The following is a 25,294-nucleotide window of genomic DNA, read 5'->3' on the forward strand; positions in this document are numbered from 1 at the left end:
TACATTTAAGGGACAAGTAATTGTCCCTTATTTTTTTTGTAACTAACTTCCAAGCGGAAAAAAGTAAAACCCAAATATCGATACATTATGCATTTTGAACTTACAGAAGAGCACATTGCTGTCAGGGATGCTGCCAGGGATTTTGCCCAGGCAGAATTGCTGCCAGGGGTAATTGAAAGAGATACAGAAGCCAAGTTTCCATTTGAACAGATCAAAAAAATGGGAGAATTGGGCTTTATGGGAATGATGGTGGATCCCAAATACAACGGTGGAGGAATGGATACCATTTCTTATGTACTGGCCATGGAAGAGATCTCCAAAATAGATGCCTCGGCCTCTGTTTCCATGTCGGTTAACAATTCCTTGGTCTGCTGGGGATTGGAAAAATATGGTACCGAAAGCCAAAAAGAAAAATACCTAAAAAGATTAGCTGCTGGAGAAATCATTGGAGCATTTTGTTTATCGGAGCCAGAAGCAGGTTCGGATGCTACTTCCCAAAAAACAACAGCCGAGCTCAGGGGAGATCATTATATACTTAATGGTACCAAAAACTGGATCACCAATGGGTCTTCGGCTTCTGTTTATTTGGTTATTGCCCAGACAGACATTTCAAAAGGGCACAAAGGCATTTCTGCATTTATCGTTGAAAAGGGCTGGGATGGATTCCTCATCGGTAAGAAAGAAGATAAATTAGGAATCCGAGGATCTGATACACACTCATTGATGTTTACAGATGTAAAGGTACCTGTGGAAAACCGCATCGGGGAGGAGGGGTTTGGATTTACATTTGCCATGGAGACACTTAATGGTGGGAGGATAGGTATTGCTGCTCAGGCTCTGGGTATTGCTTCTGGGGCATACGAATTGGCCGTTGCTTATTCAAAAGAAAGAAAAGCTTTTGGAAAACCTATTTCCCAGCATCAGGCCATACAATTTAAGTTGGCTGATATGGCAACTCAGATTGAAGCAGCAAGACTCTTGGTGCTTAAATCTGCCTGGCTAAAAGACCAGGGTCAGGATTATGCTTATGCCAGTGCAATGGCCAAATTATATGCGTCTGAAGTTGCAATGAATGTTACCATTGAGGCGGTTCAGGTTCATGGAGGTTATGGGTATGTAAAGGAGTACCATGTGGAAAGGTTAATGAGAGATGCAAAAATTACCCAGATTTATGAAGGTACCAGCGAAATTCAAAAAATAGTTATATCGAGGAGCCTTTTAAGATAATCCCCGTATAATTTCAAAAAAAGGCATAAAATATAATTTTTATGCCTTTTTTCTTTCATATTCAAATTTTTTATCTAATTTTTCCCTACGATTGTTGAAATTTATCCTACTTTTACACTCAAACTTAAACCTAGAGGCAACATGGAATATTACAATAAAGTCATAGAATCGGTTGGAGTCCGCTTCTTAAAAGGCAATAATTACAAAATTGAAAAATCAGTGTCTGTTTTGGACTACCAAGACACAGATAATACTTTGATTTTGTTACATCAAGGGGTTTTGAAGTTTGGTGATGAACAGGAGCTTATCAATGAAGGTGAAATGCTTTTTATCCCATCTGGAAGAAAGACCTCAATATCTTTCGGGTCTGTAGGAAAGAAGGGTGAAATTACCAATGAGAGTTTTGTTGATAATAAAAGAAAATACCTTCAAACTATCAGTTTCAAAGAAATAAAAAGCCTTGATGAAGATTGTGTTTCAGTGGTAAACATTGAAGCAAAGGTATTTGATGTGGTAAATTTTTTCAACTCCCTTGGGATACCTCCATTTGCGATAAGGTTCAATGATAGGCTTGCCACCATTGTGGAGGATCTTGTCAAAGAAAGTGAGCAGAATATACCGGGAAAAGAAAGGGTGTTGAAAATCCATGCAGAATTATTGGTGATAGAGATAGTCCGACACATTCTGAAGAACAGATTATTCATGGAGGAGCTGTCCACTAACAGTACATATTTTAAAGACCCTAGGTTGATTGACCTGTTCAATTATATCAAGAAAAATATAGGAGGTGACCTTTCCAATAAGGTTTTGGCAAAAGTTGCCAACGTTTCAGAAGATTATGTGGGGCAGTACTTCAAAATGTTGACAGGCATCAATCCACAGGATTACATAGAATATCAGAGAATGGAAGCTGCTGTAGAGCTTCTTAGAACTTCAAAGAAAAGCATCAGGGATATTGGTAAAGAGGTAGGATATAAGGATACGGCCTATTTCTGTAGAAGGTTTAAAATGATGTATGGCTTGCCTGCAGGCAAAATGAGGAGAAGAGAATCTCTTATAAATGTTTAGCAGTATAAATCATAAAAAAAGCCGCCTTTTAAGAATCAAATCAGGCGGCTTTTTTTATTTATCCTTTAGTGCCTCGCACCGGTCGTAGGCTGGATCAATATCAATAAAAACATCTTCTTTTGCAGTAAGGAACCAGCGGCTTAAGATGCCTTCCTCCTTTTTCCTTCTTGCTGCTGCCTTTAGCTTTTCGTAATCATCATCCATGTTGGCTCTATGAGCGGGGAATCTTTGCTTATAGTATAGAATCCTCACTTTTGTACCTTCCCTTTCGTCTTCAAATCGCATGGGAGCGGTAATTGAACCAACTTTCATGGTATCAATAGTGAAATAGAGTACAGGGTCTTCCAGGGTCCTCAAAGTAAGTCTATTGGAACCGTTTTGAGGGTCAACAAAGAACCCACCATTGTCGGATGTTGATCTGTCATCTGAATATTCCTTAGCAGCTTTTGAAAAGTCAATTTTTTTCTCAAGAATTTGTGTTCTTAGGCTATCTACATATCTTTCTGCTTTCCTGATGTCTTCCTCTGAAGGCATGGGTCTGAGCAGGATATGACGTGTGTTATAAGTATTCCCCCTTCTTTCAAGCAATTGGATCATGTGAAAGCCGAACATTGTCTCAACAGGGTCACTGATTTCTCCTGGTTTCAATCCCAAAGAAGTGGCTTCATATTCAGGCGCCAATTCACCTCTTCTGAAAAAACCCAGTTCACCGCCCATCATGGCTGAGCCTGGATCTTCGGAATATTGCCTGGCAAGGGTTTGGAAATCTGCCGATCCGTCCAGAATACTTTGCTTGTAACCTTTTAAACGGTTTTCAATTTCTTTTTTTACTGTTGGGTTGACCTCTGGTTTTTTTACAATCTGTCCAACAACCACTTCTGCTGAAAAGAATGGTAGAGAATCTCTTGGGATAGAATTGAAAAACTTTCTTACTTCTGCAGGGGAAACTGCCAAACCTTCAGTGATCTTTGCCTGCATCTTATTTATGATAAGCTGCTCCCGGATAGGCTCTTCTATTTCGGCCTTAAGCTGATCAGCTGTTTTACCATATACTTCTGCAATAATACTTTCATCCCCACCAAACTGGGCCATAATCATATTAAACCTCTGATCGGCTTGAAGCATCACTTCTGCATCTGATACCATCACAGAGTCCAATTCTGCTTTGGCGACCATTAGTTTATTGATGAGTAAGGATTCAAACACATCACATCTGGTAGGGACTTCAAAGCCTTGTTGTGATTGTGCGATTGCCTCTAAATAAGCCTTCTGAACATCTGATTCAAGCAGAATATAATTGTTGACCTTGGCAACAATTTTATCTAATACCTGCCCGGTGGTCGGATTATTATTTTGAACATTTTCCTGTGCTTTGACTGACGTTATCTGTAAGACAAGTAAAATGATCAGGAGGTACTTCCATTTATTCATATATTCTAAACTCATTGTTTTCAAGTGCACGGTTATATATTTCTTTTTGTAATTCCTCGACGAGTTGGATTTTCTTTTTGTTGAGGAGAATTTGGTAAATTTCATCTCTGACAAATTCTAAAGGAGGAATTTGATCGGCCAACTTATATTCCAAAATCCTAAAATAGTATTTAAATCTCTCGTCTTCAACGAGTATCAATTTGTTATTTCTTAGCAGGCCTACCAAATTGGGGCTACTTGCCAAAGGCGTATTGACGATGATTTCATCTATTTTTACCCAGGTAGCGTCCTCAATGAAATAATTGGCAGCATGATCTAGGACAATTTTGTTTAAGGCCTCCCTCTGATCTCTTTCTTCAAGCCTCAATAACCTTTCCAAATTCCGGTTTTGAGGATGGTTTCTTTCAATTTTTACAAAATTTACCCTTATAATGATCTCCTTGAGGTTAAAATTTTCTTTGTTGCTATCATAATATTTTTCAATTTCCCTTTCTGGAATTTTAGTGTCCAGGTTTCTGTCCAAATATGCTTTTTCAAATTCATACACCATTAAAGCATACTTATAATCCAAGAGTTTTCTATTGATTTCAGCTTCATCAAAGGTCATGGAACGCGATGCCTCTTTGATCATTAGGTGCTTTCTTATCCAAGACTGTATATATCGGTTTATGATGCTGCTGCTGTCAGTTGGGGATAATTCCTTTGTATTAACAGAAGCAAGATCCGATTTTCTCAGTACTTGTTGATCAATAGATGCAACGATGGGATCTGCATCTTCTTCTCCATCAGATTTGAACCGAAAAAGATCACAAGAGGCAGTAATGGCAAATAATAAAGCCAAGCTTAATTTAGTTGCCCACGACAAGGTTATAAATTTTATTTTTCTCATCCTCATTGATACGGATGATATAGTTGTTTTTTAAAGCAGCAACAAGTTCTTTTTCAAGATATTGTTGATAATCCTGAATGACTTTTCCTCTAGTTTCGCTGAACTTTTTGATTTCAGATGGTATTTTTTCTCCCAGTATGATAAAAATGGTTTTTCCATCCCATTTGATTTCCTGGAATTCTTTACTTGGATCAATTCTGGAAAGAATAGGATGTCTCTCCCATTCAAATAAACCTTCGTCCATGTTGAAGGCCAAAGGATTGTTCAAAAGAAAGGTATTCTCCAATCTGTCAGAAAGGTCATTTCTATATTTCTTGTCAGAAAGAAAACGGCGGACTGAGTTGCTGTATTCTTCTTTGCCCATGGTGACTATCAAGGCCCTTACTCTTTCATTCCAAGTGTAATTTCCTTTGTTGTCTTCATAGAATTTGATTTGGCCAATGCTGTCCATAAGTGCTTTTTGCCATACTCTTTCATTCATTAGGGAAAATAACAGGATACCGTCCCTGTATTCCTGTAACAAAAGCTTGTATTCCTTGTTGTTGGCCATCAGGTCCAGCTCCTCTGTTCGGTTCAGACTTGTTTCAATAAACCTCTCCAAGGAATTACCAAATGAATTTTTAGAACCAATTCTTACATTTCCTTTCTCTTCTTCCAAGAATTTCAAATAATCTCCAACAGTCTTTTTCTCATTTTCAATACTGAATAAAGTGCTGTCTGTGAGGTTTTTGCTTTTGAGTGTTTCTTCTATGCTATTTAAAGATTGTTGATTGATTATGGACTGAATTTCGTTAAGAACTGATCCGTTTTCCTCAAAGGAATATCTTGATTTTTGTATCGCTGTGACCTGCGATTGGATGAGTCCTGACCTGCTGTCCCTTAAGATTCGGGACTTGATTGTTTGTTCCATTTCTTCGAAAGAAGCAATCGGCCTTCTTTCTTCCAATCTGATGATATGGTAACCGTAAGGGGTTTTGACAGGTGGAGAAATCTCACCCTCTTCATTTAAGGCAAAAGCCACTCGTTCAAAATCAGGAATTACGGTTCCCAAGCTGATCCAAGGTAAGGTTCCACCTGAATTTTTGCTGGCAAGATCCTCGGAATACATTTTGCATACTTCCTCCCAAATACTTTCCGCCTTCTGTAATTCCGAGTAGATTTCACCTACTTTTCGTAATGCCCTCTCTTCGGAGACAGGATCCCCTGTTTGAGTCCTAACCAAAATATGTGAAACCTTGATTTCTCCTGGGTTGGGCTTCTTGTCTTCCACTTTAATAATATGGTAACCGAAATTGGTCAGGATGGGATCTGAAATTTCACCTATGCCCAAAGCATAAGCAGCATCTTCAAACTGGTGGACCATTTGTAAGGCAGTAAAGTAACCTAAATTGCCTTTATTTTCTTTTGCTGAAGGGTCATCAGAATATTCCAGTGCAAGTTCATTGAAATCCGCACCAGACTCTGCTTCCGCTTTCAGTTTTTGTGCCATTCTATAAACAGCAATAGTATCCTCTCTGCTCGGATTATTTGGGAATTGTAACAGAATGTGGCTGGCTTTGACTACCTCTTTCATTCTGTTATAAGCCTTCATTAACTCCCCTTGCTGAAGTGAGTTTTTGATTAAGAAAGGTTGAATCAGGTCATCTTTGAAAACTTCGAATTCTCTTCTGAACTCCTCCAATGTATCCAAACCTAGATTTTCAGCTTCTTTGACTTTCAATTTATAGTTGATAAAAAGCTCCAGATTTTCTTCAAATTCCTGACGGCTTATTTTCTCCTCTTTTTCCTGAAACTGTCGGTTTTTTGATAACAAGTATAAAAATTCATCGGATAGGATCTCTTCATTTCCGATGATCATAAGAGGAATAGGTGCTTGTTCCTGGGATTCTTCCACAACTATTGCCTTTGGGCTACAGGAAAAGCCGATTGCAAGGATGGAAAACCAAATGTATTTTCTAATCATAGGGTAATACATGCCAAAATTATACTGCAATGTTACGAATTAAAAAAGAATAATTCTTGGAACTTTTGGCACTAAGCTACAAGTTTAACATTTATTTGGATTTGAGGATCTTGATCAGCCTACAGGTATTTTTCTGTCCATTGGTTTCAAATTCAATCCTATCCATAATTTTTTTCACCAGCATAATGCCTAACCCTCCTTTTCTTTTTGTTTTTACTACTTCCGCCAATTCTGGTTCCTGGTATTCCAAAATATTGAAACCTTGGCCCATGTCCACAATTTCAAATACCACTTCTTCCTCATGCAAGACCGCTCTCACACTGATAAAACTATTGGGATTGCACAAATGTGAATGGATCATCAGGTTGGCACATACCTCTTCCACTGCCAATATTACCTGGTGTTTTTCAATATCTCCCATTCCGGTATCCTGTAGGGTCTTCGTCAAAAAATCCCGGAGTATAGCCAATTGGTTTGTATTGCAATATAATTTCAACCTATCAATCATGCCATTGCCTCCAGGGCTTCTTCTTGGGTATTTTTAATCGAAATTAATTTATCAAGCCCCAATATGATGAATACTTGGTGCACTTTCTCCAAAAGTCCAAAAATGATGATCTGAATTTCTTTTTCCTGAAATTCCTCTAGATAGGACATAAATACACCCAATCCAGCAGAGGAAATATATTCCAGCTGCGTACCATCAACCAATATTTTTTTTGCTCCTTGCTCAAGAATTTCCTGTATAGCTGCATCCAAGTCCACTGAATTGCTCGCATCTATTTCGCCTGATAGAGACAAAATGAAATGGTCATTGACTTTTGTAAATTCAATTTTAAGCATGTGTCTATATACGCTAATATAATTTTTATGGTTTTCACTTGAATTTGATGACCATTAAAGAATAATCATCATCAGCGATCCTGTTCTTACCTACGAATTTGAATACTTCTTGTATAATATTTTGCTGAATTTCTTCAGGATTTTTTAAAGCATTTTTTGTTAAGGTGTTTTTCAACCTTTCATACCCAAATTCAAAACCTTGACTGTTCTTTGCCTCCACTATACCGTCTGTGTACAGAACTAGGATGTCTTCAGAATTGAAATCAAAGCTTTTTTCCTCAATATACTTTTCAAAAAGTTGATTTCTTAAAATCCCTAGCCCCATCCCCTCTATGCTCAAAAAGGAAGATTTCTTTTCTAAACTATTGTAATATAATGTTGGACAATGTCCGGCTCTACTGTAGGTAATGGTCTTTTTTTCGGTATGTACTATGAAATATGAAGTGGTGATAAAATGGTTTTTTTCCAGGCATTGACTCAATGCATTATTGGCCATAATTAAAAACTCCTTTGGCTTTGGATGGGTCTGTACCAAACTATGGAACACACCTTTCATCTGTGACATATTGAAAGCCGCAGAGGTTCCTTTTCCAGAAACATCCCCGATGATGAGAGCAAACTCATTATTTCCAAAATCCCAAGTCTCATAGTAATCACCTCCAACTTCGTCGGCAGCTGCTGAAAAGGCTGCGATTTCAAAGGCATCATTGTGATAAAGTTTTTCTGGAAGCAAACTTCTTTGAACCCTCTGGGCAATTTTAAGCTCTTCTTTATATCTCTCTGTTTTTATAGCCTCATTTAAAAGCCGGTAATTCTCCACAGAAATACATGCCTGCCCCACAAAAGTAGATATGATATTGATCATTTCTTTATTAAAACCATCTCGCACTTCTTTCAATAGAAATAATCTCCCAATGGTCTTTTGGTTGACCACTAGCGGTGCCATAAAGGCTGATTTAAAAACAGGATGCGTGATTTTTCCATGGAAAACCTTTAATTCATTTTCCGTACTGTTCCAATCAAAATGCTCAAATGGTTTACTTTTGTCTAGTATTTCAGTGATTTTTAAAATGGATTTTTTATCTGTAAACCGCTCCTGTATGAGCTGGGTTTTAGCTGATTCATCTCTTAATTCCAGCCATCCTGCATCTGCATAAGAAGCACTCATACAGGAGTCCATTAAAATATCCAGTACTTGGCTTTCGCTTTGCCCAGGTTTAATAGATTGGCTTAAACGTTGAAAATTGATGGCCTCTACTAGTTTTTGCTCAAAGACTGAAGATGTAGGCAGGTTAAATAATGTTACCAAAAAGCTGAAAAGAGAGTAGATAAAAACAAATGCAAACAATCCTATTAAGAATAAATTGTCTGTTAAGTTTACCGGTATCTGTTTGGCATCACTATAAGAAAGTAGCTGGATAAAAAGGTAAGAGGAAGAAACAATTATAATAAAAAGGAAAAGAATGGATTTCCACTTTTCCTTGAAGGTAAGGTAGGGGATCCATTTTAAGTTAATAGACAGGGAAATAGAAAAGATGACCAGGAATACCAAACCGAAAAGGAAGCTATAATCCAGGGTGTTTTTATTGAAGAAAATAAAAAACATGCTTATAAGCAGCAGGATTTCAAAGGCCTGCCATTGTTGTACTACCTTTTTGGTCTTTTGGTACAATATGAGCCTCTTCCACAATAGGGTACAGGAAATAAGAAACAAAGTAGTCAGTGCAAAATTGATATGATAGAAAAAATTCCTTAACAATGGATCCTCCGAAAGTCTGGAATCACCTAATGTAAGATAAAAGCCTCTGATCAATATAGAAATTCCAAAAGCTAAAATGCCGGTTGATGCCCCTCGCCAGATCAGGTTCAGAAATTCATTTCTTTCATTTCTTGCAATGGAGTAGTTGTAAAAAAGAAATACGGTGATAAAAAATGAAATTTCCAAAATGTAGGAAACTTCTGGTGCGACCCCGGATTCAATCTGATTGAGTTCACCAAAAATTCTGGTAATATCAACAAAGAGTAATGCTAGCCAAGAAAGAATAGCTACCAAAACGCTGATTTTTCCGATATTTGGTTTTTGGAATTTGAACATGGTCTGAATGCACCACAATATTACCAAAACAAACTTAAAATTTCTTTAGCCGTTGGATGCTATTGGAATAAATAATGTTAAATTTTATAAAATCATGACCCGTATACATTTTGTTTATCCGATTTTATTAATGTTAGTTTTTGCATCCTGTACTACTGCTGACATCAACAAAGTTTTACAGGGTGTTGGTGGGCAAGGGCCCCTGACCCAACAAGAAGTTGCTCAAGGATTGAAAGAAGCCTTGATACAGGGAATTAGTAAAGGGGCAGACCAAGCATCCAAGCAGGATGGGTTTTTTGGAAATGAATTGATCAGGATCTTATTGCCGGAGGATGCCAGAAGGGTTGAAAATACACTCCGTCAAATTGGACTTGGTTCAGAAGTGGACAGAGCTTTATTGGCCATCAACAGGGGAGCAGAGCGGGCAGCCCAGGAAGCAAAGCCGATTTTCATCAATGCCATCCGGCAGATGACCATTCAGGATGCGTTCAATATTCTAAAAGGAGAGCAGGATGCCGCTACACAGTTTCTGAGAAGAACAACTGAAAGGCAATTGATAGAACTGTTTCAGCCAAGAATTCAGGAATCCCTCAATGAAGTTGGTGCCACTCGATTTTATGGTGATATTGCCAATACTTATAATAACCTGCCATTGACCAATAGAAAAATAGATCCAGATCTGAATGCTTATGTGACAGAAAGAGCTATTGATGGTCTATTCAAATTAGTAGCATCAGAAGAACAAAACATCAGACAAAACCCATTGGAAAGAACCACTGCTTTAATGAGAAGGGTTTTTGCTGCTCAGGACTAAAGGAAAATTACTTCCAGGATAACTTCTTCTCCAAATCTGCTACCAATCAGTTCTAAAACTTTGGACCTGTTCATGGAAAGTTCTTTCTTGACAGGTCCGGAGCTGATTTTGACAAATAGTTTTTTGTCCCTTACATAGATGGATTCAGTTCTTTTTGCTACTGTATTGCCCATTATTTCCGGCCAAGCTTGGATTACCTGTCTTTCGTCAAATTTGTCTTTGAGCCTATAGGCTTTTAATAACTCCTCAAAAGCTTCCTGCATAGGTGCCACTTCTTTTTTCCTGCCCGTATGGTCTTTATACCTGTCCATGAATCAAAGATACGCCATATTAGCTTACAAAAAGTGAAGCAGCTATACTATCTGCTAGTAACTTGCCCTTATTGGTCAAAAAAATATGATGTGCATGGATGCTGATCATATTATCAGCAGCTAAATGCTGGATAATTCCTTTTTTTAGATTTAAAAGATCCTTTCCATAATTGGATTGGAGGTGCCCAAGGCTGAGCCCCCAAATTGTCCTAAGCGATGTAAGTATATATTCATTGGCCATATCTTCATCCGACAGCTGTTCTGAATTATAGGGTAGAAGTCCTTCCTTAAGCTTTTTTATATAGTTTACATTATTGGCAATGTTGAACCCCCTTTCTTTCCCATCAAATGAATGGGCACTGGGGCCTATACCCAAATAGGGAAGTGCTCTCCAGTAATTGGTATTGTGGACGGCAAAGTGTCCTTCCTTTCCGAAATTTGAAATTTCATATTGGATATAATTGGCTTTTTCCATGGCCTCCATCAACATCTCGAATTGCTCAGCCTGAAAATCTTCCGAAGCCTCTTGAAGTTTGCCTTTTTTCAACCAGTTCCCAAATGCAGTCCTTGGTTCAATGGTAAGGGCATAGCTGCTGATATGACCCGGGTCCAAAAGAAGAGCTTGTTCAAGGTCTTTCTTCCAAATGGAATGGTCTTCAAAGGGGAATCCATAAATCAGATCTATGGACAACTTTTCAAAGCCAGCTGATTTTGCCAGGTCAATGGCTTGAAGTGCTTCCTGTTCATTGTGGGCACGGTTATAAAATTTTAGAACCCTTGCATCAAAACTCTGAATTCCTATGCTTAACCTGTCAAGTCCCAAGCTTTTTAATTCAGTTAGCTTTTCCCTGTCCAGATCATCGGGATTAGCCTCTAATGTAAATTCTTCTAGGTCTAAAGCGTAATGCTTATATATGGTGTTGATTATCGCTTCAATATGCCTTATTTCCAATAGAGAAGGAGTGCCTCCTCCAAAATAGATGGTTTTGACCGGAGCATTTTTGGGCAAAAAGTCTTTTCTTATTTCCAGTTCAATCCCAATCATTTCAATCAACTGTCCAACAAGCTGTTGATTGGTACTGAAATGAAAATCACAATAATGACAGGCCTGCTTACAGAAGGGGATATGAATGTAGATGCCGGACAAATTGATTACATTTAAGCCCAAAGATAGTTCTAAACCTCATAGCATCCATTGAAAATTAAGTTCATCTTCTTTTTTTGCTTTCATTTTTACTTTTTGCAGCAGCTGCCTGCCCAACAGGCTAAATGGCTCTGGTATGAAATTTCAGGGGAAATACAAAAAATTGAAACAATTTCAATAAGGGATTCCCTTCACTTGGATCAAGTCAAAAATCAGATTTTATCAGAGTTATATCAAAATGGATTTTTGGTCCCTCAATCACAAATCCGGATAAAAGGGGATACGCTTGTTTGGAATTTAAGCACAGGTGAAAAATTTGAATGGCTTAAACTCAGGCTTGGAAATATTGATCCTCAGTTGTTGGTAAAAGCAGGCATAGATCTCTGGCAGTATCAAAACAGACCGGTAAACATTAATAACCTTAAGGTTCTTTTTGAAAACTTGCTGACAGCTTCCGAGAACCAAGGATTCCCTTTTGCTTCAGTCAAGATAGATTCTTTGGAAAGGCAAGGGCAGAAGTTATCTGGGGCTTTGGATTTAAATTTAGGTCCTCTTATTACATTTGATACGCTTAAGATTACAGGAGATTCCAGGACAAAGCGCCTATTTCTTGCAAGGTTTACTCAGATTAATCCCGGGGAACCGTTTTCCCAAAAGAGGGTGAATAATGGAATAAGGCAAATCAAGAATTTGCCTTATTTAAAGTGGAGTTCAGAACCTGAACTGAGTTTTCAGAATGAGGAAGCTACTTTATACCTTCCACTTAGTGACAGGAGGATCAATTCTATAGATGGTATAATTGGGTTGCTGCCAAATGAATTGGAAGGAGGGAGAATGTTGGTGACAGGTCAATTTGATCTGGCCCTGTATAATGTTGCCGGAAGGGGTAGAAATTATGAGTTGAATTGGCAGAGGTTCAACCAGTTTTCACAAAGTCTTCAACTTTCTGCACTTGAGCCTTTAGTTTTAGGGTCTGCGATTGATATTAAAGCTGATTTTTCCTTATTGAAAGAGGATACCACTTTTCTTAATAGAGACTTTCGATTGTCATTTGGATATAGGGTAGGCTCAGGCACATACGTAAAAGTTTTTTCTGGAAGACAGGCTGGAGATTTATTGGCAGTAGCCAATTTATCTTTTGCAACTTCGTTACCACAGGTAGGGGATTTTAGGTTTAATAATTATGGACTTGGGATTGAAAAGTCTTGGCTTGAAGATAGGTTTTTCCCTCGGAGAGGCGCATTGCTCGATTTCGAGCTCTCTATTGGGAATAAGACCATCCTGGTCAATACCGCCATTCCTGCCAATCTCTATGAGGGGATGGATCTTAAGACTTTGCAATATACTATGAGAGGAAGTTTGGAGAAGTATTTTTATTGGAATGCCAGGTGGGGCCTTTTTTCCAGATTTTCCGCAGGGATTATGGATAATCCCAATTTATTTGTCAATGATTTATTTAGGATGGGGGGCTTAAGGAGCATTAGAGGATTCAATGAAAATTACTTTTTTGCAGATAATTATGCATTTATCAATTTCGAGCCCAGATATTATTTTGATACCTACTCTTATTTTATGATTTTTGCCGATGTGGGGAGGTTGAACAACCGTCTTCAGCAGCTACCGTTAGATTATCCCATTTCGGCTGGTTTGGGCTTCAGTTTGGAGACAGCTAGTGGTATATTTAACTTCATCTATGCTTTAGGTGGTTCTAATACTCAGGAATTTGCGCTCAATTTCTCAAAAGTACATTTTGGATATACAGGAAGGTTTTAAATACATGCAAAGGGTAATATTTTTATTTTTACTGTTTTCGATGAATCATGTGCTTTATGCCCAGGTTTTAGAGAATTACCAAAACAATATCCTGATTTCTAAAAACAGAAGTATTTTTAAGAAATATCATTCTGCCAAATTTGAGATTGATCTTCAGAATTTTCCTGAAAGCAATATGTATTTTGAAATCCCCGGAGGTTCCAGTGTGTTTATGGATGGAAAACTTTGGGTATTTGCCGAGCGCGATACTACAATCATAAAGTCATTGATGGAGCTAAAGCAGGAAATTGACGCCTTAATTCCTTCCTCAGTAAGGGTAGATGTGATCAATGATGTAGCTGTTCTGGATGGTTTACAGGTTATGAAAGGTTTTTTTGGTCAAAAACGTTTGGAAAATTATGATCCACCAAAGAATGTTATCGAATGGGAACTTAGGGAAGTGGATGATTTTGACGATTTTTTTATTTTGGCAACTGTTCTCCTGCTTTTTTTAGCGGCTATCTACAAGGGGGTATTTCCAAATGTCCTTGATTTGATCATTAGACCTCAGACCGTGATTTCTGCGGATGATTTCTCTGAAACTGGAAGCATACAGAAATTCTTTACATTAGATGTTCTGTTCTATTTATTGTTGATGAACTTAGGTATTTCACTTTTAGTTATGCTTTATGTTCATGTGACTGGAATTTCAATTTTTGTTGATTTGGGAAACAGTGATATCAACAGTTTATTTTTTATCTGGTTTTTACTTTCGATAGGACTTGCCTTGTTAGCTGTTTTCAAGTTCTTGTTTTTGAAAGCAGTGGTTTACCTTTTCGATCTTAGTAAATTTGATTTTGCGCATTTCTTTTATTTGCTCAGAATTATTTCAATTTCCATGATGGTAATGCTTAGTTTCAGTTTGTTTTTCTTTTTCAATAATTATTCTGTCTTGGTCAATTTCTTTGAAATTGGAGTTAGGAGTTTTTTTTGGGTTTATTTATTTGGTGTATTTTTCATGTTTCTTATCATGGTGAACAGGGTACCCTTTAAAAATTACCATTTAATTGCTTACATTTGCACGGCAGAATTGATTCCTTTTTTGATAATTGCCAAATTAATAATGGGATGATTTCTGAATAAACTTGAAAGGATAAGATCAAGAATATGAGTAAAACTGCAAAAGACAGGCTTAATCCAGTAAGAAGCATCTTAGTTTCTCAACCTCGACCCGCCGATGAAAAGTCTCCGTATTTTCAACTCGCTGAAAAGTATAATTTGAAAATTGATTTCAGGCCTTTTATTCAGGTTGAACCCGTTCCTGTAAAGGATTTCAGAAAGCAAAAAATTGATATTCTTAAGCATACTGCGATTATATTTACAAGTAGGAATGCCATTGATCATTTTTTCACCATTTGTAAAGAGCTTAAGGTAGAAATGCCTGCAGAGATGAAGTATTTTTGCATTTCTGAACAAACAGCACATTACTTGCAGAAGTATGTTGTAATCAGAAAAAGAAAGTTGTTTGTAGGTCAGAAAACTGCCTCTGACTTATTTGATTATTTCAAGAAGCACAAGTCTGAAAAGTACTTATTTCCTTGTAGCGATATCAGAAAAGATGATATTCCTGAATATTTGGATAAGATGGGGATTTCTTATACTGAAGCAATTATATACCATACAGTTGCTGCAAACCTATCCGACCTTAAGGATATCAAGTATGATGTTCTCGCTTTTTTCAGTCCATCTGGAATTAAATCATTGAAGCAGAACTTTCCTGACTTTGAGCAAAACAATACAAGAATAGCGGCTTTTGGGCCGACAACAGCCAAAGAAGTATTGAATCAGGGACTGATACTGGACATTGAAGCACCCATGCCAAATGCCCCAAGTATGACAGGTGCACTCGAGCTTTATATAAAAAAGGCAAATAATTTGTGATCTTTTCAATCTTTTGTGGAGAAATTCAGTTTAATTGTGTAGAATAGAGTTTCTAACCTTATTTCTTATCCTCGATGAAAGAGCTGAAATTTCTCCACATTAAGGTTTCTACTGTTTTTGTTTTTACCACCTTGCTTTATTTTTCAGCCAGGTCCCAGCAGGATGCCCAGTTTACACAGTACATGCATAACGGCTTATTTTATAATCCTGCATTTGCTGGTAAAGAATCAGGTTATCAATTTTCTGCTTTGCACAGAACTCAGTGGTTGAATTATACAGGGACCAATGGTCCGGCACCTATCACTCAATTATTGACGGCTTCTGGAAGACTTGACCAATACAATGTGGGTTTTGGACTTACCTTTGTCAATGATAATATTGGTCCAAGCAATAATCAGGAAATCAATTTGGCTGCCGCCTACCACAAGAAATTCAGGCGAGGGGTGTTAAGTATAGGGCTTTCTGGTGGAATATTTTCAAGTACATTGAAATATGATGAATTGGTCGTTATCAATCCTGATCCGAGAGTGCCTTCTTCAGGAAGGGAAACCCAGATGAATATGAATTTTGGAGCTGGTGCGATATATGATAGAGGGAAATATTACATAGGGATAGGAAGTAAGCATTTGAATGAGCCGGGATTTGATTTTGGAGATGGTTCCTTTGATAACCAGTTAAAGAACCATTCTTACTTGTTGGCAGGTTATAGGATAAAAACTTTTGCACTTTGGACTTTTGAGCCTAGTTTCTTATTAAAAACAGTTTCATTGAATAATTTTTCTTATGATTTGAGCGTTATAGCCACACACAGGCAAAGAATCAGTGGAGGCCTTGCCTTCAGAGGAGAAGAATCCGTTTCACTTCTATTTGGTTATGGAATTCTAAGGGATAATTCTCTAAGGATAGGATATGCTTTTGACCTGGTTTTCGGAGGACTTGAAGCCAAGGCTCCGACCAGTCATGAGTTCATGCTAACTTATAACCTACAGCCGGTGACCAGAGAATTTCAAAAAGTAATTCAAAGGACGCCAAGATTTAGGTTTTAAAAATTTCTCGAAATTTCTTGTCAAATTTGCTATTTTCTGAGATTTTACATTAAATTTCGAGATTATAAACTAGTGATTATCAGCGAAATTTTACATCACTTAATTCATGTAAAACATGTATAGAATAATGAATTTCAGAATTTTGTCCGTTTTTATTATCTTTTTTGTGTCCATTATGCTTCAGGGTTGTGGACTTTTTGGCAAGAGAGGAACTGCCAGTGAAAAAGAGAACAGAAGAGGGGAAGTCACAGGCGTCCCTAAGAGACAGATCTGGCAGCAACCCCTGCCAGTTGACATGGTGGCCATCAAGGCTGGTACTTTTTGGATGGGACAAGCAGATGAAGACATTGGCTTCACTCAGTCCGCTTTCAATAAGCAGATAACAATTTCAGAATTTTTCATGGACAAGTACGAAGTGTCCAACAACAAGTACAGACAGTTTGTGGAAGCTGTTCGATTAGGTGAGTATACCTATAGTACTCCGACCACATTGAAAGAGCCTCCTGTCTTCAACTTGAATGAGGTACTTCCAGACACTACTGTATGGTCTACAAGTTTCACCTACCATTATGGAGATCCTTTAATGGAATTCTATTTTGATCACCCCGCATTTGATAATTATCCGGTGGTAGGTGTAAGCTGGGAACAAGCCAGGATGTACACAGATTGGAGAACTTACCATATGACAGCCAATGACAAGTCTGACTATGATTATCCAAGATTTAGACTTCCTACAGAAGCCGAATGGGAATATGCAGCCAAAGGTGGAAAAGAAGTGGCTAAGTACCCATGGGGAGGACCTTACCTCAAAAATAGAAGAGGTTGCCTAATGGCCAACTTCAAACCAGGTAGAGGTAATTATATTGATGATGGCTTTGCTTATACGGCCCCTGTTGATGTTTTTGCACCAAACGGTTTTGGTTTGTACAATATGGCCGGTAATGTATCAGAATGGGTACAGGATGCTTATAGCCCTGTTTCCAGTTCTCTTACCTGGGATCTTGATCCAAAATTTGATGATCCCAACGAAAGAAGAAAAGTAGTAAGAGGAGGTTCTTGGAAAGATATCGCCCATTTCCTTGAAACAAGTACCAGAACCTATGAATTTCAAGATGTAAAAACCGCGCACATAGGTTTCAGAACAGTAGTTACTTTTATGGGTAGATCTGGTTCTTTGGATGTAAACAACAGTAGAAGAAGAAGAAGATAATCGCCCTAATCAATACAAATAACAATTTCAACTTAATCATCTATTTAAAATGGCAAAGAAAAAATCTTTTAAGGACAAATTTTATGGCAATGTCATGCCAAAAATCTACGGTATCGGTGCAGCTGTGGTAATTTTAGGAGCTATGTTCAAAATTCTAGACTGGCCTTTTGCCAGCTTGATGATTGGATTAGGACTCTCCACTGAAGCGGCCATATTTTTCCTATCGGCATTTGAACCTAAGCAAGAAGAAGTCGACTGGTCTAAAGTATATCCTGAATTGGCTAGTGATGAGCCAGCCCAAGGAAAAGATAAAGGGCCTGCTAAAGGAGCAGGATTGACCCAGAAATTTGATGAAATGATGGAAAGTGCTAAAATTGGTCCTGAACTTTTTGAAAGCTTGAGCAAAGGCATGCAAAATCTTGCCACTTCTGCTGAGAAAATGGGAAAATTGTCAGATGCTGCTGTGGCGACCAATGAGTACGCAGAAAATGTGAAAGTAGCTTCCAAAACTTTGGTTGATATCAACCAATCTTATGGAAAAACAGCAACCGCTTTGGTAGAGCTTTCTTCTGCATCAAATGATGCCAAACAGTATCATGCGCAGGTAGTGGAAGTAACTAAAAACCTCTCCGCCCTGAATAATGTTTATGAGATGGAGCTTATTGACGCACAAAACCACATGAAAACTTTGAATAAGTTTTACTCCAATGTGGCAGCTGCAATGGAAGGTATCACTGAGGCCGGTAAGGAAACAGAAACCTTCAAAAGTGAACTGGCTAAATTGAACAATAATGTAAGCTCACTCAATAAAATATATGGCGGTATGCTCACAGCCATGAAAGGTTAAGCCTTAATGTATCCAATGTTTAATCTTTTATTGAATTAATATGGCTGGCGGAAAAGAGACACCTAGACAGCGGATGATCGGAATGATGTACTTGGTATTGACAGCTTTGCTGGCATTGCAGGTAAGTAATCAGATCCTCCAAAAGTTTGTATTGCTGAATGATGGACTGGAAAGAACCTCCAAAAATTTTATCGGCAAAAATGAATTCACTGTTACATCTATAGCAAATACAGTTGAGCAGCAGGGCAATAACGAAAGAGATGTGCCCAAGGTAGCAGCAGCGCAGGAAGTACGTAAAACAACTGCAGAAGTTTATGCTTATCTCGAAAGTCTTAAACAGGAATTGATTACTGTTTCGGATGCGAAAAATGAGCAGGGACAGTTCAAAAACTCAGCTTTGAAAAATGTAGATATCCCTGGAAATATTTTCAACAATAACAAAAAGGGATTCGAAATGCAGGAGAAATTGAATGCTTATCCTAAGCAGGTTTCAACTATCCTGAAAAGCGTTGGGATTGACATGGAGTTTGAAGATATCGCTAAGGATGCCAAAGATATCGAGATATTCAGAAATGATCCAGATGTGAGAAATAAGAACTTCGTGTTCCTCAATTTTGTGAAGTCACCGGTAGGAGCTGTTATGGCCTTGATTTCTCAATACCAGAATGAGGTATTGAATATTGAATCTGAAGCACTATCAGCAGTTACAAGTTCTATTGGTACCTTCTATTTCAAGTCTGATGTATTCAAAGCAAGTGTAGCTGCTAATTCCAATGTTGTTGCGGCAGGTACAAAATTTGAAGGTAACCTCTTCATCGCTTCTTCCTCTTCTTCTGCTGCTCCAAAAATGTCCGTGGATGGAAGGGAAGTTCGTGTAGTGGATGGCTTCGGTGAAATAAGCTTCACCGTTCCTCCTGCAGGACAGTACGATGACAGGGGCCTTGCCAAAAGAATCCTCAAAGGAGAAATCACTGTAAATATTGCAGGAAAAGACTCTACTTTAACTGTGGACTATGAGTACTTCGTGGCTCAGCCGGTGATCAGGGTTACTTCGGAAGTGGTGAACCAGTTGTATGCGGATTGTGCCAATGACCTGATGATTGACGTTCCTGCATTGGGCAATTCTTATGCTCCTGATTTTACGATCTCCAATGGTACTTCCATTAAAGGACAGAAACCGGGACAGCTTACTGTTATCCCGGGAAGTTCCGGAAAAGTTGTCATCGGTGTATCCAGTGGAGGCAATAAAATCGGAGATGTTTCGTATGATATTAAACCGGTACCTGCTCCTACCATCCGTTTGTTTGATGGAAGGGGTCCAATTGACCTGAGTCAGGCTTATCCAGCTCCGGGACCATCTTCCTTGATTGTTGAAGCACTCCCAGAGGTAAACTTTGGAAGAACAATGGCTAGAGATGCCAATTTCGAAGTATCTGGTGGTGAGGTTATTCTTCTTAGAAGTGAGGTTCCTAGAGAAAGAGTAGCAATATCTGGAAAAAATGTGGCTATTAGAAACTTATTGGCTGCTGCCAGAGCAGGTGATGGAATTGTGGTAAGGGTAACAGAAGTGACCAGGACCAACTTCCGTGGAAATAAAATAAGAACTACCCTTACAACGCCTGAAATCATCAGGTTACAGATCAAGTAATAACATGGGATCTTCCCGATTTAAATGAGAATGTTATGAAACTTAAAAATTATTTTACCTTAGCCCTGGCAGCTCTGGGACTCGTTTTAGTCACAGATGTTTTTGGCCAAGTTGCCACAAGTGTTAGCCCAAGTAATATGGGCGACAGGCGCTTCAAAGTTGATACGGTATTCTCTGTTTTACCGATCAGGGAAGATGACATCATGTTCCAGATCAGTGTTTGGAGAAGAATTGACCTTAGGGAAAAGTATAACCATCCGCTATATGGCTCAGGTGATACCAAAAACAACGGTATCATGAACAATATTTACAAGGCTATTGTGGAGGAAAATGCACTTGAGGTTTTTGCTGATGAACAATTCAAAGAGCCATTATCTATTGCAGAGTTCCAAAATAATTTCTGGATAGCAGCAAATGGAGATAGTATCTTTGTAAAACAGCTTTACTTTCTTGATTTTAAAGAGGATTTCCTCTTTGATAAGCACCATTCCCAAATTAAGTTTGATGTTAAGTATATTGAGTTAGTGATGCCTTCCCAAACTAATGCCAATGCCGGTCAAAAAACTATAGGATTTATCAGGTACAAAGATTTTTACAATCATTTTAAAAATCATCCTGAGGCCAAATGGTTGAACTTTCAAAACGATTCTAAAAGTTTGACTTATGACCAGGCTTTTGACATGAGGCTGTTTAGGTCGGTTGTGAGAAAATATACCAATTCCGATAATGCTTTGATTGCGGATATGGTCAATCCAGATCACCCTAATCCTGATCTAGTGGCATTTCTCAATGCACTCGAATTTGAATACAAGCTTCTTGACCTTGAAAATTCCCTTTGGGAATGGTAATATAAAAGGCGGGTTTACCCGCCTTTTTCATTTTTAAGCCAAGCTATTAAGTTTTTAGCTTTGGCCTGCCCAATAATTGAAGCGATTTCACTTTCGCTTGCCTCGTGAATTTTTTTAACCGATTTGAAATGTTTTAATAATCTTTCCGCTGTCTGTTTTCCAATACCTTCTACTTCTGTAAGCTGAGAACCAAATGCTTTTTTGCTTCTAACGTTTCTATGGAAGGTTATTGCAAAACGGTGTGCTTCATCCCTGATTCTTTGTAACAACCTTAAGGACTCTGATTTTTTATCTATGTGGATTGGGTATTGGTCTCCAGGAAAATAGATCTCTTCCAATCTTTTGGCAATTCCAATTATGGGTACTTTACCATAAATTTCCAAACTTTTGAGCGCTTCTACTGCTGATGAAAGTTGTCCTTTTCCCCCATCAATTACTATCAGCTTGGGTAAAGGTTTTGCTTCCTCCAGTAATCTTTTGTACCGCCTTCCCACCACTTCTGTCATGCTAGCAAAGTCATTTGGGCCTTCTACAGTCTTAATGTGGTAATGCCTGTATTCTTTGATAGCAGGCTTTCCATTTAAGAAACATACCATACTGGCTACCGGATTGGTTCCCTGCATATTGGAATTGTCAAAACATTCAATGTGGTCTGGCAAGTCTTGAAGAGCAAGGTCTGATTGGAGTTGTTTTAATACCCTGAATTTTTTGTCTTTTACCTCTCCTGACGCCAGTAATTTTTCTTGTTTATAATATTTAGCGTTTTTAAGGGAAAGCTCAATGAGGTTCTTTTTGTCGCCTATTTTAGGTACATGAATATTGAGCCCTTCATAATTTTCGTCAAAAGGTATATTTACAATGATTTCATCTGCATCACTGTTGAACTGATCCCTCAATCTCACAATTGCAGTAAGTAAAAGTTCAGTATCAGTTTCATCTAGCCTTTTCTTAAGTTCAACGGTCTTTGTGATGATAATTGCACCGTTTTTCACTTTAAGGTAATTGACATATGCATTTTTTTCGTCCGTCACCATGGCAAAGGCATCTAAGTCTTTGATTGCGGGATTGACTACCATAGATTTGGACTGGTATTTTTCAAGAAGCTCCAATTTGTCTTTGAAATATTGGGCTCGCTCAAAAGCCAGGCTTTCTGCAGCTTTTTGCATTTGATCCCTAAAGAATGATTTTGCAATTCCAAGGTTACCTTTAAGAATATGTTTGGCCTGCTCTATATCCTGCAGATACTCAATTTCTTTTTGTTTACCTTCACATGGTCCCAGGCAATTGCCAATGTGGTATTCCAAACAAACTTTGTATTTCCCTTCAAATATTTTTTCAGGACTTAAATCCAGCTTGCAGGTTCGGATGGTAAAAATGGACCTTATCAATTCCAGCACATTATTCATCGCTTTAACTGAAGCAAAAGGGCCAAAATAAATACCTCTATGGGGGATTAATTTTCTTGTTGGATAGATTTGTGGAAAATGCTCCTTAGTTAAGACCAGATAGGGGTAGGTTTTATCGTCTTTTAGTAAAATGTTGTACCTGGGCTGGGTTTTTTTGATCAGGTTGTTTTCCAGCAATAGTGCATCAAATTCTGAATTTACCAAGGTTATTTCAATCCTTTCGATTTCCCGGACCATCCTTCTGGTCTTATGGTTGATGCCTTGTCCTTTTACAAAATAGGAGGCTACCCTTTTTTTCAGGCTTTTTGCCTTTCCTACATAGATGAGATCACTTTCTGAATTGAAAAATTTATATACCCCAGGCTGATCTGGGAGTAAAGAATATTCGTCTACCTTATATGAGGGTACTTGCATGGTACAAATTTAACGAACTATGTTATTACAGTGTTTGTTGTCGATTCCCAATTCAGGTTAAAAAGAAAAAAGCCCCATATAGAGGCTTGTTTCTTTTCTGACTTACGCATATTAAAAATCATTTTTCTTTGGGTCGAAATCAAAATCGTTGAATCTATTGCTGTTGAGCTCATATTTATCACAATCAATTTCTATGCTAAGTGGTCTTTCAGGTCTTGGGAATGGACCCTTGGTGTAGCCTAAGGTTGGATCGGCATATACCTTAGCCATATACCTTACCCAGATCGGCCTGGCCGTTTGTCCGCCTTGTCCACTGGCCCAATTTCTAAAATGGATTGCTCTATCGTCACCACCTACCCATGCTCCAGAGACTAAGTCTTTACTCATTCCCATATACCATCCATCTGAAGCATTTTGGGTAGTACCGGTCTTACCACCAAGTTCATTGCCCTGGTCCCTAAGCGTCCACGGCACTCCTTGGCTGGTCCCTCTGGATTCCTCAAAACCACCCCGCATCATGTAAAGCATGAGATAGGCATGTTCTTCGCTCATAGCTGGGCGTTTTTTAGGAGTAAATTGCTGTAGAACATTGCCGTTTTTATCTTCAATCCTATCAATGTAGAAAGGAACAATATGTTCTCCTTTGTTTACAAAAGTGCCCATTGCACCTACCATTTCATATACAGAAACGTCTGCTGTTCCCAATGCAAGCGCTGGAACTTCATCCAAGTCACTTGTTATTCCTATCCTATGAGCAGTTTCTACCACAACCTTCGGCCCTAGCTTTTTCATCATGAAGGCTGTAACTGAGTTGACAGATTGTGCCATAGCCCTCCTGATGGTCATTTTTTCATAAGAGAATTTACCGTCTGCATTTTTTGGCGTCCAAGCTGGCTGACCTGGAATATTAACTTCCACCGGTTGGTCAATAACACTGTAGCAAGGGCTGTATCCATTTTCAATGGCAGCTGCATATACGAAGGGTTTAAATGTAGATCCGGGCTGCCTTTTGGCCTGCTTCACATGGTCGAATTTGAAATGTTTATGGTTGATTCCTCCCACCCATGCTTTTACATGTCCTGTATGTGGGTCCATGGACATGAATCCTGCCTGAAGATGTTTTTTATAATGTCTTAAAGAATCCATGGTGCTCATCATGGTATCTAACTCACCTTTCGTCCAAGAGAAGATGCGCATTCTCTTTTTCTCATTCAATTTGATATTTATGGAATCTGATTCTGCACCATATCTTCTGACCAGGTTTCTATAAGCTTCTGTCCTCTTCACTTGCGTTTCAAGGAAATTAGGTATAACCCTACCATTTTCATCAATCCAGGGATCCCTGCTTCCCATCTCATTCTCAAATTTTTTCTGTAGCTCCCTCATATGTTCATCCATCGCCTCCTCTGCATAGCGCTGCATCCTGCTGTCAATGGTGGTGTATATTTTTAAACCGTCCCCAAATAGGTCGTAAGGAGTACCATCAGGTTTGAGGTATTCTTTAGTCCATTTGAGCAGTTCTGCTTTCAACACCTCTCTAAAATAGGTGGCTAAACCTTGATTTTGGTTTTCAACCCGGTAGTCCAATTCAATGGGCATAGCCATGAGAGAATCCCGTTCTGACCTGTTCAGGTAACCATATTTCTCCATTTGTGCCAAAACTGTATTTCTCCTCCGCAGGGAGTTGTCAGGATTAAAGACAGGACTGTAATAAGTGGGTGCTTTGAATAATCCTACTAAGACTGCTGATTCCTGAACATTGAGTTCGTTCGGGTTTTTGTTGAAAAAAGTTTTGGCAGCGGTCTTTATACCATAAGCATTACTTCCAAATTCCGAAGTATTGAGGTATAAAGTCAATATTTCATCCTTAGTATAAGATTTTTCAAGCTTAGTCGCTACTATCCACTCTTTGGTTTTAATGATTAACATTCTTAGTCCGGGCACCCTGCTTAATACACCTTGAGATTCAAGATTTCTTGTCTTAAAGAGGTTTTTGGCAGTCTGCTGACTTAGTGTACTGCCTCCGCCTGCACCTTGCCTCAAAATGAGGGATTTAAAGAAAACCCTTCCCATGCTTTGAAGGTCTATGCCTGAATGCTTTTCAAATCTTACATCCTCAGTGGCGATAAGGGCATTAACCAGATTTGGGGAAAGTTCGTTGTATGTAACAGGGCTTCTGTTTTCTCTGAAATAACTTCCCAATAAGACCCCATCTGCTGAATATAGTTCTGATGCTACTTCAGTACGGGGGTTTTCTAATGCCTTGAAATCAGGTAATTCCCCAAAAAGGCCAAGAAAATTGACACTCACTGTCCAAACAAATAGGATAAAGCCTACAATACCGGCAGCGAAAACCAACCAAATAATTTTAATGATTTTATTGGTCATTATGATTTT

General features: G+C 38.5%; 21 protein-coding genes. 11 read left to right on the top strand and 10 right to left on the bottom strand.

Features of this window, described 5'->3' with window-relative positions; all coding sequences use genetic code 11:
- Nucleotides 1–87: 87 nt before the first annotated feature.
- Nucleotides 88–1,227, top strand: coding sequence for an acyl-CoA dehydrogenase (locus CLV48_RS14275; protein ID WP_106567977.1), 1,140 nt, complete (start codon nucleotides 88–90; stop codon nucleotides 1,225–1,227).
- 141 nt (nucleotides 1,228–1,368) lie between these two features.
- Nucleotides 1,369–2,295, top strand: coding sequence for a helix-turn-helix domain-containing protein (locus CLV48_RS14280; RefSeq protein WP_106567978.1), 927 nt, complete (start codon nucleotides 1,369–1,371; stop codon nucleotides 2,293–2,295).
- A gap of 54 nt (nucleotides 2,296–2,349) precedes the next feature.
- Here CLV48_RS14280 and CLV48_RS14285 read toward each other — a convergent pair whose 3' ends face one another.
- The 6 genes from CLV48_RS14285 to CLV48_RS14310 form a co-directional block, all read right to left on the bottom strand.
- Nucleotides 2,350–3,741: a peptidylprolyl isomerase gene (locus CLV48_RS14285; protein ID WP_245889566.1), complete on the bottom strand. Its 1,392-nt coding sequence runs from the start codon at nucleotides 3,739–3,741 to the stop codon at nucleotides 2,350–2,352.
- Nucleotides 3,719–4,567, bottom strand: a complete 849-nt coding sequence (locus CLV48_RS14290) for a peptidyl-prolyl cis-trans isomerase (protein WP_245889567.1) — start codon at nucleotides 4,565–4,567, stop codon at nucleotides 3,719–3,721. Before CLV48_RS14290 ends, CLV48_RS14285 begins: the two co-directional genes overlap by 23 nt.
- A 7-nt stretch (nucleotides 4,568–4,574) precedes the next feature.
- Entirely contained in the window at nucleotides 4,575–6,578 is a 2,004-nt protein-coding gene (locus tag CLV48_RS14295; RefSeq protein WP_106568086.1) for a peptidylprolyl isomerase, read from the bottom strand.
- Nucleotides 6,579–6,669: 91 nt separating this feature from the next.
- Entirely contained in the window at nucleotides 6,670–7,086 is a 417-nt protein-coding gene (locus CLV48_RS14300; RefSeq protein ID WP_170069034.1) for an ATP-binding protein, read from the bottom strand.
- Complete coding sequence (locus CLV48_RS14305) at nucleotides 7,083–7,421, bottom strand: STAS domain-containing protein (protein WP_106567980.1); 339 nt, start codon at nucleotides 7,419–7,421, stop codon at nucleotides 7,083–7,085. Before CLV48_RS14305 ends, CLV48_RS14300 begins: the two co-directional genes overlap by 4 nt.
- 34 nt (nucleotides 7,422–7,455) lie before the next feature.
- Nucleotides 7,456–9,516: a GAF domain-containing SpoIIE family protein phosphatase gene (locus tag CLV48_RS14310; RefSeq protein WP_106567981.1), complete on the bottom strand. Its 2,061-nt coding sequence runs from the start codon at nucleotides 9,514–9,516 to the stop codon at nucleotides 7,456–7,458.
- 94 nt (nucleotides 9,517–9,610) lie between these two features.
- Between CLV48_RS14310 and CLV48_RS14315 the strand changes: the two genes are divergently transcribed.
- The gene (locus tag CLV48_RS14315) at nucleotides 9,611–10,330 is read left to right on the top strand and encodes a DUF4197 domain-containing protein (protein WP_106567982.1); all 720 of its coding nucleotides are present in this window, start codon (nucleotides 9,611–9,613) and stop codon (nucleotides 10,328–10,330) included.
- Here the strand turns inward: CLV48_RS14315 and CLV48_RS14320 are convergent.
- Together CLV48_RS14320 and hemW are read right to left on the bottom strand one after the other, a co-directional pair.
- Nucleotides 10,327–10,641, bottom strand: coding sequence for a DciA family protein (locus CLV48_RS14320; protein ID WP_106567983.1), 315 nt, complete (start codon nucleotides 10,639–10,641; stop codon nucleotides 10,327–10,329). The two genes, CLV48_RS14315 and CLV48_RS14320, sit on opposite strands and share 4 nt — an antisense overlap.
- Nucleotides 10,642–10,660: 19 nt before the next feature.
- Entirely contained in the window at nucleotides 10,661–11,788 is a 1,128-nt protein-coding gene (hemW, locus tag CLV48_RS14325) for a radical SAM family heme chaperone HemW (protein ID WP_106568089.1), read from the bottom strand.
- Nucleotides 11,789–11,836: 48 nt separating this feature from the next.
- Between hemW and CLV48_RS14330 the strand changes: the two genes are divergently transcribed.
- The 8 genes from CLV48_RS14330 (at nucleotide 11,837) to porN (ending at nucleotide 21,077) form a co-directional block, all read left to right on the top strand.
- Nucleotides 11,837–13,558 carry a BamA/TamA family outer membrane protein gene (locus CLV48_RS14330; RefSeq protein ID WP_106567984.1) on the top strand — a complete coding sequence of 574 codons (1,722 nt, stop codon included), beginning with the start codon at nucleotides 11,837–11,839 and terminating at the stop codon, nucleotides 13,556–13,558.
- 4 nt (nucleotides 13,559–13,562) lie between these two features.
- Entirely contained in the window at nucleotides 13,563–14,669 is a 1,107-nt protein-coding gene (locus CLV48_RS14335; protein ID WP_106568090.1) for a DUF4271 domain-containing protein, read from the top strand.
- A gap of 35 nt (nucleotides 14,670–14,704) precedes the next feature.
- Entirely contained in the window at nucleotides 14,705–15,478 is a 774-nt protein-coding gene (locus tag CLV48_RS14340) for a uroporphyrinogen-III synthase (RefSeq protein WP_106567985.1), read from the top strand.
- Nucleotides 15,479–15,552: 74 nt separating this feature from the next.
- The gene (locus tag CLV48_RS14345) at nucleotides 15,553–16,524 is read left to right on the top strand and encodes a PorP/SprF family type IX secretion system membrane protein (protein WP_106567986.1); all 972 of its coding nucleotides are present in this window, start codon (nucleotides 15,553–15,555) and stop codon (nucleotides 16,522–16,524) included.
- A gap of 115 nt (nucleotides 16,525–16,639) precedes the next feature.
- Nucleotides 16,640–17,734: a T9SS ring complex lipoprotein PorK/GldK gene (porK, locus tag CLV48_RS14350; protein WP_106567987.1), complete on the top strand. Its 1,095-nt coding sequence runs from the start codon at nucleotides 16,640–16,642 to the stop codon at nucleotides 17,732–17,734.
- Nucleotides 17,735–17,783: 49 nt separating this feature from the next.
- Entirely contained in the window at nucleotides 17,784–18,581 is a 798-nt protein-coding gene (gene porL / locus CLV48_RS14355) for a type IX secretion system motor protein PorL/GldL (RefSeq protein WP_106567988.1), read from the top strand.
- A gap of 40 nt (nucleotides 18,582–18,621) precedes the next feature.
- Nucleotides 18,622–20,229: a type IX secretion system motor protein PorM/GldM gene (porM, locus tag CLV48_RS14360; RefSeq protein ID WP_106567989.1), complete on the top strand. Its 1,608-nt coding sequence runs from the start codon at nucleotides 18,622–18,624 to the stop codon at nucleotides 20,227–20,229.
- Between the two features lie 35 nt (nucleotides 20,230–20,264).
- The gene (gene porN, locus CLV48_RS14365) at nucleotides 20,265–21,077 is read left to right on the top strand and encodes a type IX secretion system ring subunit PorN/GldN (RefSeq protein ID WP_106567990.1); all 813 of its coding nucleotides are present in this window, start codon (nucleotides 20,265–20,267) and stop codon (nucleotides 21,075–21,077) included.
- A gap of 14 nt (nucleotides 21,078–21,091) precedes the next feature.
- Here porN and uvrC read toward each other — a convergent pair whose 3' ends face one another.
- Complete coding sequence (gene uvrC, locus CLV48_RS14370) at nucleotides 21,092–22,897, bottom strand: excinuclease ABC subunit UvrC (protein ID WP_106567991.1); 1,806 nt, start codon at nucleotides 22,895–22,897, stop codon at nucleotides 21,092–21,094.
- Nucleotides 22,898–23,008: 111 nt separating this feature from the next.
- Nucleotides 23,009–25,285 (bottom strand): penicillin-binding protein 1A, encoded by a 2,277-nt coding sequence (locus CLV48_RS14375; protein WP_106567992.1) that lies wholly within the window; start codon nucleotides 25,283–25,285, stop codon nucleotides 23,009–23,011.
- Nucleotides 25,286–25,294: the final 9 nt, after the last annotated feature.

Source organism: Cecembia rubra, assembly GCF_003014575.1.
GTDB classification, from domain to species: domain Bacteria; phylum Bacteroidota; class Bacteroidia; order Cytophagales; family Cyclobacteriaceae; genus Cecembia_A; species Cecembia_A rubra.

Bases quoted from the DNA above. Each gene is read 5' to 3' on its own strand.
- CLV48_RS14285 (WP_245889566.1), bottom strand. From the start codon at position 3,741: ATGAGTTTAGAATATATGAATAAATGGAAGTACCTCCTGATCATTTTA.
- CLV48_RS14375 (WP_106567992.1), bottom strand. From the start codon at position 25,285: ATGACCAATAAAATCATTAAAATTATTTGGTTGGTTTTCGCTGCCGGT.
- porN (WP_106567990.1), top strand. From the start codon at position 20,265: ATGAAACTTAAAAATTATTTTACCTTAGCCCTGGCAGCTCTGGGACTC.
- CLV48_RS14335 (WP_106568090.1), top strand. From the start codon at position 13,563: ATGCAAAGGGTAATATTTTTATTTTTACTGTTTTCGATGAATCATGTG.
- CLV48_RS14315 (WP_106567982.1), top strand. From the start codon at position 9,611: ATGACCCGTATACATTTTGTTTATCCGATTTTATTAATGTTAGTTTTT.
- CLV48_RS14340 (WP_106567985.1), top strand. From the start codon at position 14,705: ATGAGTAAAACTGCAAAAGACAGGCTTAATCCAGTAAGAAGCATCTTA.
- porL (WP_106567988.1), top strand. From the start codon at position 17,784: ATGGCAAAGAAAAAATCTTTTAAGGACAAATTTTATGGCAATGTCATG.
- uvrC (WP_106567991.1), bottom strand. From the start codon at position 22,897: ATGCAAGTACCCTCATATAAGGTAGACGAATATTCTTTACTCCCAGAT.
- CLV48_RS14320 (WP_106567983.1), bottom strand. From the start codon at position 10,641: ATGGACAGGTATAAAGACCATACGGGCAGGAAAAAAGAAGTGGCACCT.
- CLV48_RS14310 (WP_106567981.1), bottom strand. From the start codon at position 9,516: ATGTTCAAATTCCAAAAACCAAATATCGGAAAAATCAGCGTTTTGGTA.
- CLV48_RS14280 (WP_106567978.1), top strand. From the start codon at position 1,369: ATGGAATATTACAATAAAGTCATAGAATCGGTTGGAGTCCGCTTCTTA.
- CLV48_RS14305 (WP_106567980.1), bottom strand. From the start codon at position 7,421: ATGCTTAAAATTGAATTTACAAAAGTCAATGACCATTTCATTTTGTCT.
- porM (WP_106567989.1), top strand. From the start codon at position 18,622: ATGGCTGGCGGAAAAGAGACACCTAGACAGCGGATGATCGGAATGATG.
- CLV48_RS14345 (WP_106567986.1), top strand. From the start codon at position 15,553: ATGAAAGAGCTGAAATTTCTCCACATTAAGGTTTCTACTGTTTTTGTT.
- porK (WP_106567987.1), top strand. From the start codon at position 16,640: ATGTATAGAATAATGAATTTCAGAATTTTGTCCGTTTTTATTATCTTT.
- CLV48_RS14295 (WP_106568086.1), bottom strand. From the start codon at position 6,578: ATGATTAGAAAATACATTTGGTTTTCCATCCTTGCAATCGGCTTTTCC.
- CLV48_RS14300 (WP_170069034.1), bottom strand. From the start codon at position 7,086: ATGATTGATAGGTTGAAATTATATTGCAATACAAACCAATTGGCTATA.
- CLV48_RS14275 (WP_106567977.1), top strand. From the start codon at position 88: ATGCATTTTGAACTTACAGAAGAGCACATTGCTGTCAGGGATGCTGCC.